At 53.4% G+C, this 14,252-nt stretch carries 9 protein-coding genes, 1 pseudogene and 1 other annotated feature; of the genes and pseudogenes, 1 reads left to right on the forward strand and 9 read right to left on the reverse strand.

Going from position 1 to position 14,252, the window contains the following annotated elements:
* Nucleotides 1-2: 2 nt before the first annotated feature.
* The 4 genes from NSU01_RS28190 to NSU01_RS28205 form a co-directional block, all read right to left on the reverse strand.
* Nucleotides 3-2,639, reverse strand: coding sequence for a valine--tRNA ligase (locus tag NSU01_RS28190; protein WP_076247874.1), 2,637 nt, complete (start codon nucleotides 2,637-2,639; stop codon nucleotides 3-5).
* A gap of 269 nt (nucleotides 2,640-2,908) precedes the next feature.
* Nucleotides 2,909-3,292 (reverse strand) — a binding site (T-box leader).
* A gap of 163 nt (nucleotides 3,293-3,455) precedes the next feature.
* Nucleotides 3,456-4,106: a stalk domain-containing protein gene (locus tag NSU01_RS28195; protein WP_076247813.1), complete on the reverse strand. Its 651-nt coding sequence runs from the start codon at nucleotides 4,104-4,106 to the stop codon at nucleotides 3,456-3,458.
* 224 nt (nucleotides 4,107-4,330) lie between these two features.
* On the reverse strand, nucleotides 4,331-5,716 hold the full coding sequence (locus tag NSU01_RS28200) for a LysM peptidoglycan-binding domain-containing protein (RefSeq protein ID WP_076247815.1): 1,386 nt from the start codon (nucleotides 5,714-5,716) through the stop codon (nucleotides 4,331-4,333).
* A 137-nt stretch (nucleotides 5,717-5,853) separates the two neighbouring features.
* Nucleotides 5,854-7,275 carry a glycosyltransferase family 4 protein gene (locus NSU01_RS28205; RefSeq protein WP_052422066.1) on the reverse strand — a complete coding sequence of 474 codons (1,422 nt, stop codon included), beginning with the start codon at nucleotides 7,273-7,275 and terminating at the stop codon, nucleotides 5,854-5,856.
* Nucleotides 7,276-7,472: 197 nt separating this feature from the next.
* Here NSU01_RS28205 and NSU01_RS28210 point away from each other — a divergent pair, with 197 nt between their 5' ends.
* Entirely contained in the window at nucleotides 7,473-8,714 is a 1,242-nt protein-coding gene (locus NSU01_RS28210) for a GGDEF domain-containing protein (RefSeq protein WP_076247817.1), read from the forward strand.
* A 306-nt stretch (nucleotides 8,715-9,020) separates the two neighbouring features.
* Here NSU01_RS28210 and NSU01_RS28215 read toward each other — a convergent pair whose 3' ends face one another.
* The 5 genes and pseudogenes from NSU01_RS28215 to hemL all read right to left on the reverse strand — a co-directional run bounded on the left by NSU01_RS28215 (nucleotide 9,021) and on the right by hemL (nucleotide 14,249).
* On the reverse strand, nucleotides 9,021-9,878 hold the full coding sequence (locus NSU01_RS28215) for a neutral zinc metallopeptidase (RefSeq protein WP_042139598.1): 858 nt from the start codon (nucleotides 9,876-9,878) through the stop codon (nucleotides 9,021-9,023).
* Nucleotides 9,879-10,049: 171 nt separating this feature from the next.
* Nucleotides 10,050-10,604, reverse strand: coding sequence for a hypothetical protein (locus NSU01_RS28220; protein ID WP_042139599.1), 555 nt, complete (start codon nucleotides 10,602-10,604; stop codon nucleotides 10,050-10,052).
* Nucleotides 10,605-10,798: 194 nt separating this feature from the next.
* A complete protein-coding gene (locus tag NSU01_RS28225) occupies nucleotides 10,799-11,236 on the reverse strand; it encodes a hypothetical protein (RefSeq protein WP_042139600.1) in 438 nt (145 codons plus the stop codon).
* A gap of 863 nt (nucleotides 11,237-12,099) precedes the next feature.
* Nucleotides 12,100-12,861: pseudogene (locus NSU01_RS28230) on the reverse strand (RNA pseudouridine synthase); the annotation flags it as partial.
* 86 nt (nucleotides 12,862-12,947) lie between these two features.
* Entirely contained in the window at nucleotides 12,948-14,249 is a 1,302-nt protein-coding gene (gene hemL, locus NSU01_RS28235; RefSeq protein ID WP_042139601.1) for a glutamate-1-semialdehyde 2,1-aminomutase, read from the reverse strand.
* Nucleotides 14,250-14,252 lie beyond the last annotated feature (3 nt).

Below are 14,252 nucleotides of genomic sequence, written 5' to 3' on the forward strand. Positions count from 1 at the left end.
CCTTATCCTCTCAGCTCTGCGATACGGGCCAGCACTTTCTCGCGTCTATCAGAATAGTCCGCCTGCTTCGCCCGCTCCTCTTCGATGACTTTTGCTGGCGCCTTGGCGACAAAACCCTGATTGCCGAGCTTTTTCTCCACGCGCTCAACCTCGCTGTTCAGTGTCTGGACTTCTTTTTCCAGACGGGCAATTTCCTGTTCAATGTCGATCAGTCCTGATAACGGCAGAAGCAGCTCGGCTCCTGTAACCACAGCAGACATCACTTTATCCGGTGTCTGCGGCGCAAGCCCTGCTTCGAAGGAAGAGGTATTGCAGAAGCGCCCGATGTAATTGTCGTTGCGGGAAATAATGTCCAGGGTTTCCTGACCCCCGGCTTTGATAATCAGTTCTACCTTCTTGCTCATCGGCACGTTCACTTCCGCACGGATATTACGAACGGCACGGATAACATCCATCAGGAGGTTCATCTCTGCCACTGCCTGCGGATTCTCAAGCGCAGAATCATACTTCGGCCATTCAGCCAGCGTGATGGTGTCGCCCTGATGCGGCAGATGCTGCCAGATTTCTTCCGTAATGAACGGCATGAACGGATGAATCAGGCGCAGCGTGCGGTCCAGTACATAGGCCAGAACCGATTGTGTCTTGGCCTTCGCAGCCGCGTCCGCTCCGTACAGCGAGAGCTTGGCGAATTCGATATACCAGTCGCACAGATCATCCCAGATGAAGTTGTACAGCAGCCGGCCGGTCTCGCCGAACTCGTACGAGTCAATTAGACGCGTAATATCGCGGGAAGTTTCGTTCAGGCGGTGCAGAATCCAGTGGTCCGCCGTGCTGAGCTCACCTGTGATGTCAATATCTTCAAAAGAAACACCTTCGAGATTCATCAGTGCAAAGCGTGAGGCATTCCAGATCTTGTTGGCAAAATTCCGCGCCTGCTCTACCTTTTCCATCCGGAACCGGAGATCCTGACCGGCTGTGCTGCCTGTAGTAATCATGTAGCGCATAGCGTCTGCACCATACTGCTCGATTACATCCAGCGGATCGATACCGTTGCCGAGTGATTTGGACATTTTGCGCCCTTCAGCATCGCGTACGAGACCATGCATCAGCACGTCGGAGAATGGCTTCTGTCCGGTGAATTCCAGAGCCGAGAAGATCATGCGGGCTACCCAGAAGTAGATGATATCGTAGCCGGTAACCAGCACATTGTTCGGATAGTAACGCTGATAGTCGCTGCTGTTCTCATCAGGCCAGCCCAGTGTAGCGAACGGCCAGAGGTTCGAGCTGAACCAGGTATCCAGAACATCCTCATCCTGCTTCAGGTCCGTCAGACCGCTGATTGTGCGCGCTTCTTCTTCATCATTCGCAACAACGATCTCTCCCGTAGATTCGGAGTACCAGGCCGGAATACGGTGGCCCCACCACAATTGGCGGGAAATACACCAGTCGCGTACATTCTCGATCCAGTTCAGGTAAGTCTTCTCGAAGCGGTCCGGTACGAAGTTAACACCGCTGCCATCCTTCTGCGCTGCGATGGCCGCTTCTGCCAGCGGCTGCATCTTCACGAACCACTGAGTGGACAGGTAAGGCTCAACTACGGCTCCCGAACGCTCGCTGTGTCCAACCTGATGTACGTGGTCCTCAATGGATACAAGTACGCCCTGCTCCTTCAGGTCAGCAATGATCGCCTTGCGGCAGTCGCTGCGGTCCAGTCCCTGGTATTTGCCTGCTTCCGCATTCATAATTCCGCCTTCATCCATCACATTAATCTGTGGAAGATTATGGCGCACGCCCATCTCAAAGTCGTTCGGATCATGTGCCGGGGTAATCTTCACCGCGCCGCTGCCGAATTCCTTATCTACATAATCATCAGCGATAACCGGAATTTCCCGCAAGGTAATCGGCAGGATCAGCGTTTTGCCGATAAGATCCTTGTAACGGTCATCTTCCGGATGCACGGCAACCGCAGTATCGCCCAGCATCGTTTCCGGCCGGGTTGTAGCTACAGTAATATAGCCGCTGCCGTCCTTAAGCGGATAGCGCAGATGGTACAGATGGCCATTTACCTCTTTATATTCAACTTCGATGTCCGACAGAGCCGTGCGTGCAGCCGGATCCCAGTTGATAATGCGTTTGCCGCGGTAGATCAGGCCTTTCCGGTACAGCTGAATAAACACCTGGCGGACACCGCTGGACATTCCTTCATCCAGGGTGAACCGTTCGCGCGAGTAGTCTAGCGACAAGCCCATCTTGGCCCACTGCCCGTGAATCGTCTCCGCATATTGCTCCTTCCAGGCCCATACCTGCTCCAGGAACTTCTCGCGTCCCAGATCATGGCGGGAGATCCCCTGCTCGCGCAGCTTCTGCTCTACCTTAGTCTGTGTAGCGATACCCGCATGGTCCGTTCCCGGCAGCCACAGCGTATCATATCCCTGCATCCGTTTGGTACGGATCAGAACATCCTGCAGTGTGAAATCAAGCGCATGCCCGATATGCAGCATTCCTGTTACATTCGGCGGGGGAATAACAATGCTGTAAGGCTGCGCATCCGGACGTTTGCCTGCTTCGAAGAAGCCGTTCTCCATCCAGTAAGTATACCATTTCTTCTCCGCCGACCCCGGATCATAGGTAGTCGGCATATCGCTTTGCTTGTGATTCGCAGTAGCGGTGTCTTCTGCCGCTTCCAGCTGGTTCGTCAGCTCTGCTGCTGTATTGTTGTTATCAGCCATTGTGAACCCTCCATTAGAGAAAATGATGAGAAGCTTTTTGTATTCTGTAACGATCTGACAAGTGGAAACGGCTTTACCGTCCTGTCTAAGGACGGTACCGTTTCAGCGAGAAATATAAGGATGATTGATAGAGTGAAACATATATATCCTTATATTTAAATACAAAAAGACCCTTCGTCTCAAAGGACGAAAGGCCATTCTTTCGCGGTACCACCTTTGTTTCGCGCTAATCAGGTGTAAACGGCTGTGCCGTCCTTCAAGGGACGGTATCCGTTTCAGCGGAAATACAAGGATAAAGTATAATGTAAAACCTATACTTTCTTGTATTTCAAAAATAAACCCCTGCCTCGGACTCCTTACAGGTCCGGAAGCTTAGCGCGACACTCATGCAGATAACGGCTGCGTCCGGCCACATCCTAACCTGGTCTCCATAAACATGGAGGCAAGCTCAGAAGGGCGACTCCGGGGCGACTTCGGGGGCTGCATCCTGCGGAAATTCACAGCAACTACAATTCCGCTCTCTGAAGGGCTGACCGCCTACTCTTCCCGTTCCCAGTCTTTATGCTAGTTATTACTTATGTCAATAATACATTCAGTCCTATTCCTAGTCAACCAGCATACACACAAAGGTCAGAGTTTATACCGCCCGGTTCAAAAAAATGTCTAACGGAGTTGTATACACAGGGCTAACAGAGATAAATACACAGAGAGCTGCCCATCTACCGCTTACTTCCCGCTCCAGATCACGTTGACGATATTGTAGCCTCCATAGCTGCCAGTTCCCAGGTAGGCGTCCAGTGTAACAGAAAACGTGCTTCCGGCATCGATAATCGAGAAGGCTTCCGCGGAGATCTCCTCGGATTTGGCGGTGGCGCCTTTGCGCACAAAATACTCTTTGTACGTATTGCCAAGCGTCTCCAGGTCCTGCTTCGTCAGATAGCTGAACGTCGCAGACGGCGTGCCGGTCGCCGAGCCTTCAATCAGATTGAATACTTTGGCATCGGACGGCAGCGGGAAGTCGGACGGCAGGCTCTTCGGACGCTGTACCGGTTCCGCGGCCGGTTCCTGAGAGGATGTGCCAGGAGAAGCGGAGCCGCCGATGACGACCCGGCTGTTTGCGGCGTCATAAGTGACAGAGGTGTTCAGCGCTTCACTGATTGAGCGTACAGGCAGGTACGTTGTGCCATTGTACGTGATCGGGGCAAGCGTTTTACCGTTGCCGTCTTTCATCGTATAGACCTGCCCGTTCACGATGATCCCGAGCTTGTAATTCAGTGATGCCCGGATCTCCTGCAGGTTGCCCGCGCCATAGACGCCGGCCGAAGCAGTCAGCGCCACGCCCAATGCGATCGCGGCTGCCGTCACTTTTTTCTTCATAAATATCTCATCCTCCCAAGAAGTGGTGTATACCGGCGCACAGCTGGTTGAATCTGCCAAGACATAAGCCGGTAGTGACCATTAACCCTGCCTAAGCGAATATGAACCCGCAACAGGCCGGGCCAAGATATACCCTATGTAAAAAAATAAGGCTGCCCCAAGCAGCCATGTCATGGCTTGTGGGACAGCCCCCCGCAACTTCCTGCCGCATTCCCCAGTCCATCCTAGGGAATATACAAAACCTGACCTTCTTCTACATTCTGTCCGGAGAGCCGGTTATACATGGACAACTCTCTGGTACTGAGCTGATATTTCTCGGCAATCGTATCCAGCGTTTCTTCCCGCTGGACGATGCAGAGCCGCACTTTGCGGAACAGCTCTGTACCGCCAAGGCCGCCGATGAACCGGCTTTTCCATTCGGTATCATTCCCTACCTCAGGAATAACCGCCGCTTTGGAGGCTACCTCCTCGGAATGAAGAATCTCCTGCTCCTTGCGCGCACGGCTGGAGCTGAGCAGCGAAGAGAAGGTCAATGGCTCCTGCTCGGCAATTGCCGGATCTTTTTTGCTGCCCAGCGCAATCTTGAGATCCTGCTTCTCCTCCTGGGGAGGTAAGAACTCCTCGGACACGAAGCTCTCATTGTCTATAGCCTGAACCTCTTCAGGCACTTCTTCATTCTCGGCCAGCACTGCTGTATCATCACTGGCTGCGGATGTGAATACCGGCTCTGCCTGATTGACTGCATGAAGACTGGCAGTACCCCAATGATCCACAGTATTCAACGCGGCTGTCCCCGTCTGGAAACCGGGCTCCTCCGTACCTGCCTTGAACGAATCATTTACCGCACCAGGCTCTTCTGTCTTCTCCCGGGAAGGAAGAAAATGACTGGAGACCGGCTCAGCCGCAGATTTGCTGTAGTTCTGCCCGGAATCCGCTGTTCCGGATGGAACGGTTGCGGGTGAGGAATCCAGGTTATGCGTTCTTACCTTGGGTTCCTTGTCCTTCAACTGAGCGGATACTAAGGCCGAAGGCTGAGTGTATAAAGAGCCTTCCAGGAATAGCGGATTACCCGCGGCTTCCACGGAATCCGCATATTCCTGATCCTCCACTGAAACCTCCGCGACACCTTCCCCGTAGGTCCAGAGCGAATTTTCATATAGCGCATCATTCTCCGGCCCGCGGTTATCCGCTTCAGCCTCAGGGGAGTAGGCTACTGTATATTCCTCCTGCTGCCAGGCCGGCTGGGCATCCGCGTTTCCGATTCCGCGCAGCGAGAGCACCCCTGTTATGTTGACGGTTCGCATCGTAAGCAGGTCAATATCGAAATTCTCGATCTCAACCCCTATGTCTTCAAGTGAGCTGACCCGTGTCAGCGGGACTGTGATTTCAACAGGAATCGCATGCTCCAGACGCTGTGTGCGATCATCTTCCCCCCGGTAGAGTCCGGTGAGCAGCAGTTGCCCGTGCAATTCCGCCCGGTCCTCCCGCTGGATTACCTGGATGTCGGGAATCAGCTCGACTTCCTCCAGCTCAGCTATTCCCGGAAGCTCTTCCGAAAGGTGAATGCGTTCATAAATATCAAACCGCAAGCCGTGTGACTGGTCAAACACGGGAAATGTCCTCCTTCTTGGCATAATCTATCCCTGAGACAAGCCCAGAGCATAAGCCCAAAATGTTACTCCACTCATGTATATGCTTCAATCAGGAAGGCATGACAACTTTGCCGCCTACTTCGGCGGACAGGAAATTATTTCGGATCGGTGAGTACCGTAAGAGGGTCCGGAATGGAATAATCCTGCGGGAGCCTTGCCCGCATGCTCGCCGCAAGCGGAATGCCGGGATACATTGCATTCAGCACATCGGCTGGATGGAAGGCTCCGGGAACGGGTCCTGCCGCCGGCTCTGCTCCCAAGGCCGAGCGGACTGCCGGGCTTTGTACGCTCTCCAGCATACTTATGGCTTTACGGTATACATTCAGCGTTCCGGCCGCCATGACATCCAGTGAACGGCTGCGCTGCGCCCACTCCCTTGCCTGGAAGCCGGTACGTACTCTCAGCTCCTCATTATCCAGCAGCTGTTCCAGCAGCCCGGCCAGCCGGGCGGCATCACCGGGCGGAACGATCCAGCCGGTCTCCCCGTGGCGGACCATTTCCGGCATACCTGAAGTGCCGGCAACAATCGGGGCAATGCCTGCAAGCTGAGCCTCGGTGACCGAGAACGGCTGAGTATCCTGCAGGGAAGGCTGTACATAAATATCAGCCTCACTTAGTGCTGCCGGAATATTATCCAGCTTCCCGGCAAAGCGGATATGCTCCAGAATCCCAAGCTGGCGCGCCTGTTCCCTGAGCTCTTCCAGCAGGCTGCCTATGCCGGCCACTACACAGGTCCAGTCTGTGCGGTGCTTCTGCAGCATTCCCAGAGCCTCGATCAGTACATGCACACCTTTGATATATTCGAGGCGTCCGGCATACATGATTACTTTGGTTCCGCCTCCGATCTTAAGCGGTGAAGGCCTCGCCGCCCTGGCCGCATACTGCTCCAGATTCACTCCATACGGCAAAGTATGAATCCGTTCTCTGCTTACACCGAGCTCCTGAGTCAGCTGACCAATCCAGTTCGAAGAGACCATAATCAAGTCAGCTGACCGGGCCGCGAGCGCCTCCATCCGCCGGAAATACCGCCAGATCGGCCGACGCTCATATTCCTCGCGGGTAAGTCCAGGCTCAAGCCCTTTGTATTCATAATAAGCTTCCCGGGACAATGCCCCGTGCACACTGGATACGAGAGGAACCGGACGTCGCATAATCCGCCGCAGCGCGTAGGAGGCAATGGGGTCCTGGGCATGAATGACATCATAATTCTCCAGCCCCAGAACCGCTGCTCCACCCTCAAATACATAACGTCCCAGCTCAAAGCTGAATATCCCATGCTCCAGATGCAGATGCGGGAATAAGGTAATATCGAGGTGCGGGAGCAGCAGGGTATAGAAAGCTTTTTTATCAAAAGAAGCATTCTGCCCGAGCAAATACAAGGTGTTGTTCTCCACATGGCTTCCCATGAGTGTGACGGAGTGTCCCTGTTCGCTCAGCTTATCGGCAAGCTGTTTCATATACGTCCAGATCCCGCCCATATTGGTAAGGCCCCAGTAGGTAACCAGCAATATTTTCATAACTTCCTCTCCCCGGCTTATAGATTCACTTCTGCACGAGAGCAGACGGCTCCACATTAACAAAGTATTATATGACCGCTGCCGGATATAGGACATGGGTGTATGGTTCAATCTATAAAAATCCCAAAATAACTTTATAATCAAAAAACGTCTTTTCGGTTATAATCGGTATAAATCCTGAAAGGAAAACTTCTGTCATGTCTAAAGCACGGGTATTTGACCTTTCCCTGTTTGCCGCTTCCGTTGCTATAGCTTTCATTCCCAAACATGCTATAGTTCTGGACCATACATATATCAAGGCGCTGGTGCTCTATACGCTCTTCTCCAGCTTCTACTTTCAACTGCGCATCGTGACCCGGAGCGGGAATTCTACGATCGATTATGCTATCAGCTATACCTCTTCGTTCGGAATTTTCGCCGGACCGCTGGGCACCTTTCTGTTCGAAACCGTATACCGCTTCGTTGTATTTTTCTATAAAAAGAAGACAAAAACCGCCGATCCCGGCGAATTTCTGGACACCTTCTACAATATTGGGTCCTTTACACTGGGCGGCTCGGCCGCGTATTATCTGTACACTGTGCTTCACCCTTTTGCGGAGAGATTTCCGCTCGGATACTGGCTCCTGTTTCTCCTGGTCGTCTGTGTCACCACATTGCTGTCCTCCACGTTCCTGATCATAACCTTCGCGCTCTCTGGAGACATCAAGACACGCAAGGAAGCCCGTCACCTGCTGTTCCGGAGCCGTAACCTGCTTGATTTCAGCAAGGTAGCCCTGACCAATGCGCTGCTCCTGCGCCTGCTGCAAATGGAGAAATGGGAAATGCTGATTGCCCTCTTCCTGCTCAATTACATCGTCAGCCTCTCCTTCTATTCCAAATCGCAAAGCGCCCAGCACAAATATGAACGCGACAAGTTCGAGCAGATGGCTTACCGCGACTTCCTGACAGGAACCTATAACCGGGCCCACATGGACAAGATGATGAAGGAGCTGAACCAGAGCGGGGAATATATCGGAATTGTAGTGGCGGATATCGACCGTTTCAAAAAAATCAACGATTCCTTCAACCACGCCGTCGGTGACCGCGTCATTATTGATTTTGCCGATACACTGAAGCAATTTCTGCAGGAAGAAGACATCCTGTTCCGCAGCGGCGGGGAAGAGTTCACCGTGTTTCTCAGGAACAGAACCTTTGAGGAGTGCCAGTCACAGATTCAGGCAATCCTGGACAGCCTTCACGGACACAGCGTAGCCGCAGAATTCGAGGACCAGATGATCCGCGTGCCGTATTCCGCCTCTTTCGGACTGTACTATTACAAGGCAGACCCCGGCCAGAAGACTTCTATGGAAAAAGGCTATGTCTACGCCGACCAGCTTCTGCTTGAATCCAAAAAACTCGGCCGCAACCGGCTCTCGTACCGCAATGACCTTCGTCCGTAGCCGGACTTTAGAACGGTGAAGATCAGGTACGGGAGCGCTGTGCATTGCAAGCAAGAGGGATCTGTCCCAAAAGCCATGAAATGGCCGCTTGGATGGACGCTCCGCTGTTTAAGCGGGAATGGTTACAAAAATCTTTAAAGAACTATAAACAATAACGCAAAGCAGCGATCCTCCAATGACCAAGAGAATCGCTGCTTTATTGACATTTAAAGCTTTGGAGAAGACAGAGGGCCTGTCTTCGCCAGTATAAACCAGCATTGGGACGGATACGCTTGCCTCTACCGTTCAGTATCTACAGCTTAGCCTCTACAGCTCAGTGGCATTAAAAGTATCTCCGCCTTCAATGGTGCCGGAGTTGAACCCTTTGTAGAACCAGCGTTTGCGCTGCTCGGAGGTGCCGTGAGTGAAGCTGTCAGGCACCACATAGCCTTGTGCCCGCTTCTGGATCGTGTCGTCCCCCACTGCGCTCGCCGCGGTTAAGGCTTCCTCCAGATCCCCTTCCTCCAGCAGGTTCATTCCTTGGGCATGCTTCGCCCATACCCCGGCGTAATAATCGGCCTGCAGCTCAAAGCGGACCTGAACTTTGTTGAATTCGGTCTCGCTCAGGCTCTGGCGCAGCGAATTCAGCTGCTCGGAAGCACCCAGCAGTGTCTGCACATGGTGACCCACCTCATGGGCAATTACATAAGCCATGGCGAAATCGCCCGGCGCATTGAATTGCTGTTGCAGCTCGTCGTAGAAGCTGAGATCGATATACAGCTTGGCGTCCCCGGGGCAATAGAACGGCCCGACTGCCGAACTGGCGGTTCCGCAGGCAGAGTCAACGCTGCCGCTATAGAGCACAAGCGTAGGGTCCTGGTACGTCTTCCCCTGCTCCTGGAAGACTTCGGACCAGACATCTTCGGTATCTGCCAGTACTACGGAGACAAATTCCGACAACTCCTTCTCCTGTGCGGTCTGCTCGTAAGGAACATTAGAGCTGGTGCTGGAGCCTGTGGAAGTCAGATTGCCCATAATATCACCGATATTCCCGCCGCTCAGCAGCGTAACAATCACCACAATAATGATCCCGCTAATTCCGCCGCCAATCAGCTTGCCGCCTCCGCCTCTGCTTCCTCTGCGGTCTTCTACATTCGAACTGCCTCTTCTGCCCTGCCATTTCATGGCCCAACCCCCAGTTATGAATTCCGGTTTACAGGATGTATTTCATCTTAATACTGTTATACCCATAAACACAGGGGTCCCACTCGCCTCTCCCCGTAAAGCGGACATAAAAAAGACTCCCGCACAGCCGCAGCCGTGAAGGAGTCCCGTAAGTAAATATGAAAAGGGCAATTATTTGGCAGCTTTAGCAGCGTCCAAAATTGCTTTCAGATAGTTAGAGGTATCCACCAGAGTAGCACCGCTTACAGCATCAACTACTTGCTCTGCGGACTTCTTGCTAAGCGTCATTTCAAGGGATTTGATTGTTTTGCCTGTAGCGAATTTCTCAACAGCAGCAATGTTCTTGTCATAAGAAACTGTGGAGCCTGCTGCTTCAGCCATATGCTCGCTGTAGTATTTAGCGTTAGCTTTCTTGGAAGCCAGAACTACGTTAGGGTCTTTGTAGCCGTTCAGGCCAAATTCTTTGTCGGAGTTAGGAACGCCAGTTGCTACATCTGTACCCAGGAATTGATAATCATCCAGCGAAGCTGCAACGATTACACCGTTCTGTACTACAGCAACAGCTACTGTGAAGCATTTGGTACCATGGGCAGCCGCTTCCACCCGGCCTACCTTAAGTGGTGCGCTCGCTGCAGATGTTACACTGTTCAAGGCGCCGCTGTTGCCTACCCCTACAAGTGCCAACGAGATACCAGCTACGAGCATTAGTTTTGTTACTTTTTTCACAAAGATTCCCCCAGTTAATGTTATGAGATACGCTTACATACTATATTTATCAATATATTGGATATCCGTCTGTTACAAATGTTACTAGTAAACTGCAAATAATTGGGATATGTATTTTTAACAGGGAAATGAAGGGATAACTGGAGGTGAAACGCGCTAAAAAGCAGATCGCCCCCATAAAACCAGCAACAATATCAGCTGCAATTCTCTTTCACAGTCACTTTATTATTCGTTATCGTGACCTTGGAATATCCGGATAAGGATTCGGTGTAGGAGCATATTCCAACCGTTTGAGCTACCTCCGGCGCCCTTGGATCTGTATATTTCAGATAAATGCCCCCCTCGCCGCTTAAGCTAAGCCGGGGTCTGATTTTGATTGTTTTTCCGCTGCTGAGCGTTTTCCCGAGTTCATCAGTGGAGGCACCGGCAGCTGCGTTCGTAACCACACCAGTCTCAAGGATGCTCAGATCAAAGTCGGACTCATTGTATACTGTCACCTTGAAGCTCTGGAACTGGGCAGCCATACTCAAAATGCCGTATTTGCTGTTCAACTGTGCGGCCAGTATCAGTCCGGTGGCAATAACCGCTGCACCCAGTGCTGTTGCCAGGATTACTCTGCGTTTGCGTCTCATAGACTCATCTCCTTTACAGTAAGACGAACAGCAATGCGGAAATGTATCAGCGGAACCCTGCGCTCCGCCGGAATATTTACAGCCGGATAGGCCTGGGTAACAGAACAGCAAGAGCTGGAGAAGAAATAGCGGCGTTGGCCTTGTTCAGCCAATCTCTGTCACTTCTATTAATTTGTTCTGCAGATAGCAAAAAAGCAGCGCCCCTCCTATGGGAGAATCGCTGCTTGGTTAATTTACATAGCTTCGCGGATGACGATCAGCCGCTATATGAAATTCCATTTCAAATGGAAACTCGGTGATAGTTGTATTCTGTACAATTAAAAATAGCGAAAAGATGTGCTTGCATCGTATAACTGTATTCTGTACAACTAAATCCGCCCGAATCGGTGAAAACCTTCTATAAACGGCAGTTTAATTGCACGAAATACAACTAAACGGATAACTGGTTGTAAAACTGACGATTTAGTTGTACAAAGTGCAATTAAGCATGCCGCATACTCCTAAGCGCTATACTAGTTCAGCGGCTCCCCGCCTAATTGCACGCGAAGCTTCCGCATATCCTCCGGCCATGGATCGGATACTTCGACCCTGCTTCGGGTCCAGGGGTGGGCAAAAATAAGCTTCTCGCCATGCAGCGCCTGCCGGTCTGCACCTGCCGGCTTCGCCTTGGCCTTAAGCTTAACCTCCGGCCGGCCCGGACCAGCCAGCTTGCCTGGCTCCTGCAGTCCCGGTGTAATGCCCGCCTTCTCCTGCTCTTCGAACCAGGCTGTAATCGCCGACTTCACCTTACCCGGCTCCGTACGCAGCGGCAGCTTGTCGTTCTTGCTGCCGCCCGCACGGACACTTGCTGTATGCCAGCCGGGTCCGCCGTAGAGGTCATCCCCGTACAGCGGATGACCCGCATGACTGAGGTGGACACGAATCTGGTGCGTGCGCCCCGTCTCCAGCTGCACCTTCAGCACAGTTCCGCCAGGCAGCGCTTCCCGCCCTATGATTCGCGTGACCGCCGCCTGTCCTCCCGGCGAGACCCGCCGGCGCGCCGCATGATGGCGGTCACGGCCGATCGGGGCATCGATCACGGTAAGCTCAGGCGGCACAATGCCTTCCACAATCGCCGCGTAGAGGCGGGATACGGTTTTGTCGCGCATATCCTCGTCCAGCACAAGCTGGGCGTATTCGTTCTTCGCATAGAGCACAGGTCCTGTTGTATCCTTATCCAGGCGGTGAATATGGCGGACGGCTACTCCTCCGCCGGAAGCGGCGTAATGCGCTGCGACGATATGATCCAGCGTTACGCCCGCTCCGCTGCCATCCGGATGAACCGCCATGCCGGCCGGTTTATGGACCACGAGGCAGAAGTCATCCTCGTACAGTACTTCAAGCTCCTGCCATACCGGCTCAATACCTGCTTCCCGGTAAGGGAACAGGGATAGCATCAGCCGGTCGCCCTTCCACTGGATGCCGCCTTCGCGGCGCAGCCGCGAGTGCAGCTTCTCCGGCATCCCGGCCGTGCCGAGCAGCCAGGCGTCAATGGCGGCCTGCCTGTCGGCCGCAGCCGTAATCACCCGGCCCGGCATGACTTGAAGCCACTCTCCGCGCCGGGTCCATTTGCCGCCGCCGGTGATGTTCCTGATGACCGCGCCAGTATTCCCTGTATCTGCATCCGCTCCACTAGGGATACTTGTGCCGGACAACTCCTCCGGCCCGCCTGTCATAGCGACTTCAGGGCATTATAATGGCCCTCAATCGTATCATCAATATCCTGCTCACTGTGCACAGCGGATACGAACATGCCTTCAAACTGGGATGGGGGAACGCTGATGCCCTGATCAAGCATTTTGCCGAAATAACGCTTGAACAGATCCAGGTTGCTGGTCTTGGCCGTCTCGAAGTTGACAACCGGTCCTTCAGTGAAGAACGGGCAGACCATAGAGCCCACACGGTTAATCGTGAGAGGGATGCCAGTTTCCTGCGCGTTACGCTTAAGGCCCGCTTCCAGACGTGCACCCAGCACCTCCAGACGGGTATATACTTCAGGTGTCAGCAGCTTCAGCGTGCTGTAACCAGCCGCCATGGCCAGCGGATTCCCGCTGAGTGTGCCTGCCTGATAGATCGGACCGGACGGAGCGATCTGCTCCATAATCTCTCTTTTGCCGCCATAGGCACCTACCGGGAGACCGCCGCCGATAACCTTGCCGAAGCAGGTCAGATCAGGGTCCAAACCGTACAACCCTTGCGCACAGCCGCGGTCCACCCGGAAGCCGGTCATCACTTCATCAAAAATCAATAGCGCGCCATACCCCGTCGTCACCTTGCGCAGACCCTCCAGGAAACCCGGAAGCGGAGGCACTACGCCCATATTCCCGGCAATCGGCTCAACAATCACAGCGGCAATCTCATTGCCGTAACGTTCGAACGCGATTTTGACCCCTTCCAGGTCATTGTAAGGTACTGTTATGGTGTTGATGGCTACACCTTCCGGCACACCGGGGCTATCCGGCAATCCCAATGTGGCAACCCCGGAACCGGCTTTGATCAGCAGGCTGTCGGCGTGGCCGTGGTAGGAGCCTTCGAACTTGAGGATTTTGCTGCGTCCTGTATATCCGCGGGCTAGCCGGATGGCACTCATCGTAGCTTCTGTTCCCGAGTTCACCATGCGCACAATGTCCACCGATGCTACACGTTCCACCACGGTCTTGGCCATTTCGGTCTCCAGCAGTGTCGGTGCGCCGAAGCTTGTCCCTTTAACCGCAGTCTCCTGCAGCGCCTTCACCACTTCCGGATGGGCATGGCCCATAATCAGCGGTCCCCACGAGCAGACGTAGTCGATGAAGCTGTTGCCGTCGATATCGAAGATACGCGAGCCTTCGCCTCTGTCTACATAAACCGGGGTCAATCCTACGGATTTGAATGCCCGGACCGGGCTGTTGACCCCTCCCGGAATATACTGTTTCGCTTCTTCAAAAGCTGTGCGGGAAGCCTCTTCCCTGCGTGTAAGCGGCACATTGCCCATGCT

The sequence above is a fragment of the Paenibacillus sp. FSL H8-0259 genome (assembly GCF_037963255.1).
Classification (GTDB): Bacteria; Bacillota; Bacilli; order Paenibacillales; family Paenibacillaceae; genus Paenibacillus_AQ; species Paenibacillus_AQ phytohabitans.

Bases quoted from the DNA above. Each gene is read 5' to 3' on its own strand.
- NSU01_RS28190 (WP_076247874.1), bottom strand. From the start codon at position 2,639: ATGCCGACTACCTATGATCCGGGGTCGGCGGAGAAGAAATGGTATACT.
- NSU01_RS28195 (WP_076247813.1), bottom strand. From the start codon at position 4,106: ATGAAGAAAAAAGTGACGGCAGCCGCGATCGCATTGGGCGTGGCGCTG.
- NSU01_RS28205 (WP_052422066.1), bottom strand. From the start codon at position 7,275: ATGAAAATATTGCTGGTTACCTACTGGGGCCTTACCAATATGGGCGGG.
- NSU01_RS28210 (WP_076247817.1), top strand. From the start codon at position 7,473: ATGTCTAAAGCACGGGTATTTGACCTTTCCCTGTTTGCCGCTTCCGTT.
- NSU01_RS28215 (WP_042139598.1), bottom strand. From the start codon at position 9,878: ATGAAATGGCAGGGCAGAAGAGGCAGTTCGAATGTAGAAGACCGCAGA.
- NSU01_RS28225 (WP_042139600.1), bottom strand. From the start codon at position 11,236: ATGAGACGCAAACGCAGAGTAATCCTGGCAACAGCACTGGGTGCAGCG.
- hemL (WP_042139601.1), bottom strand. From the start codon at position 14,249: ATGGGCAATGTGCCGCTTACACGCAGGGAAGAGGCTTCCCGCACAGCT.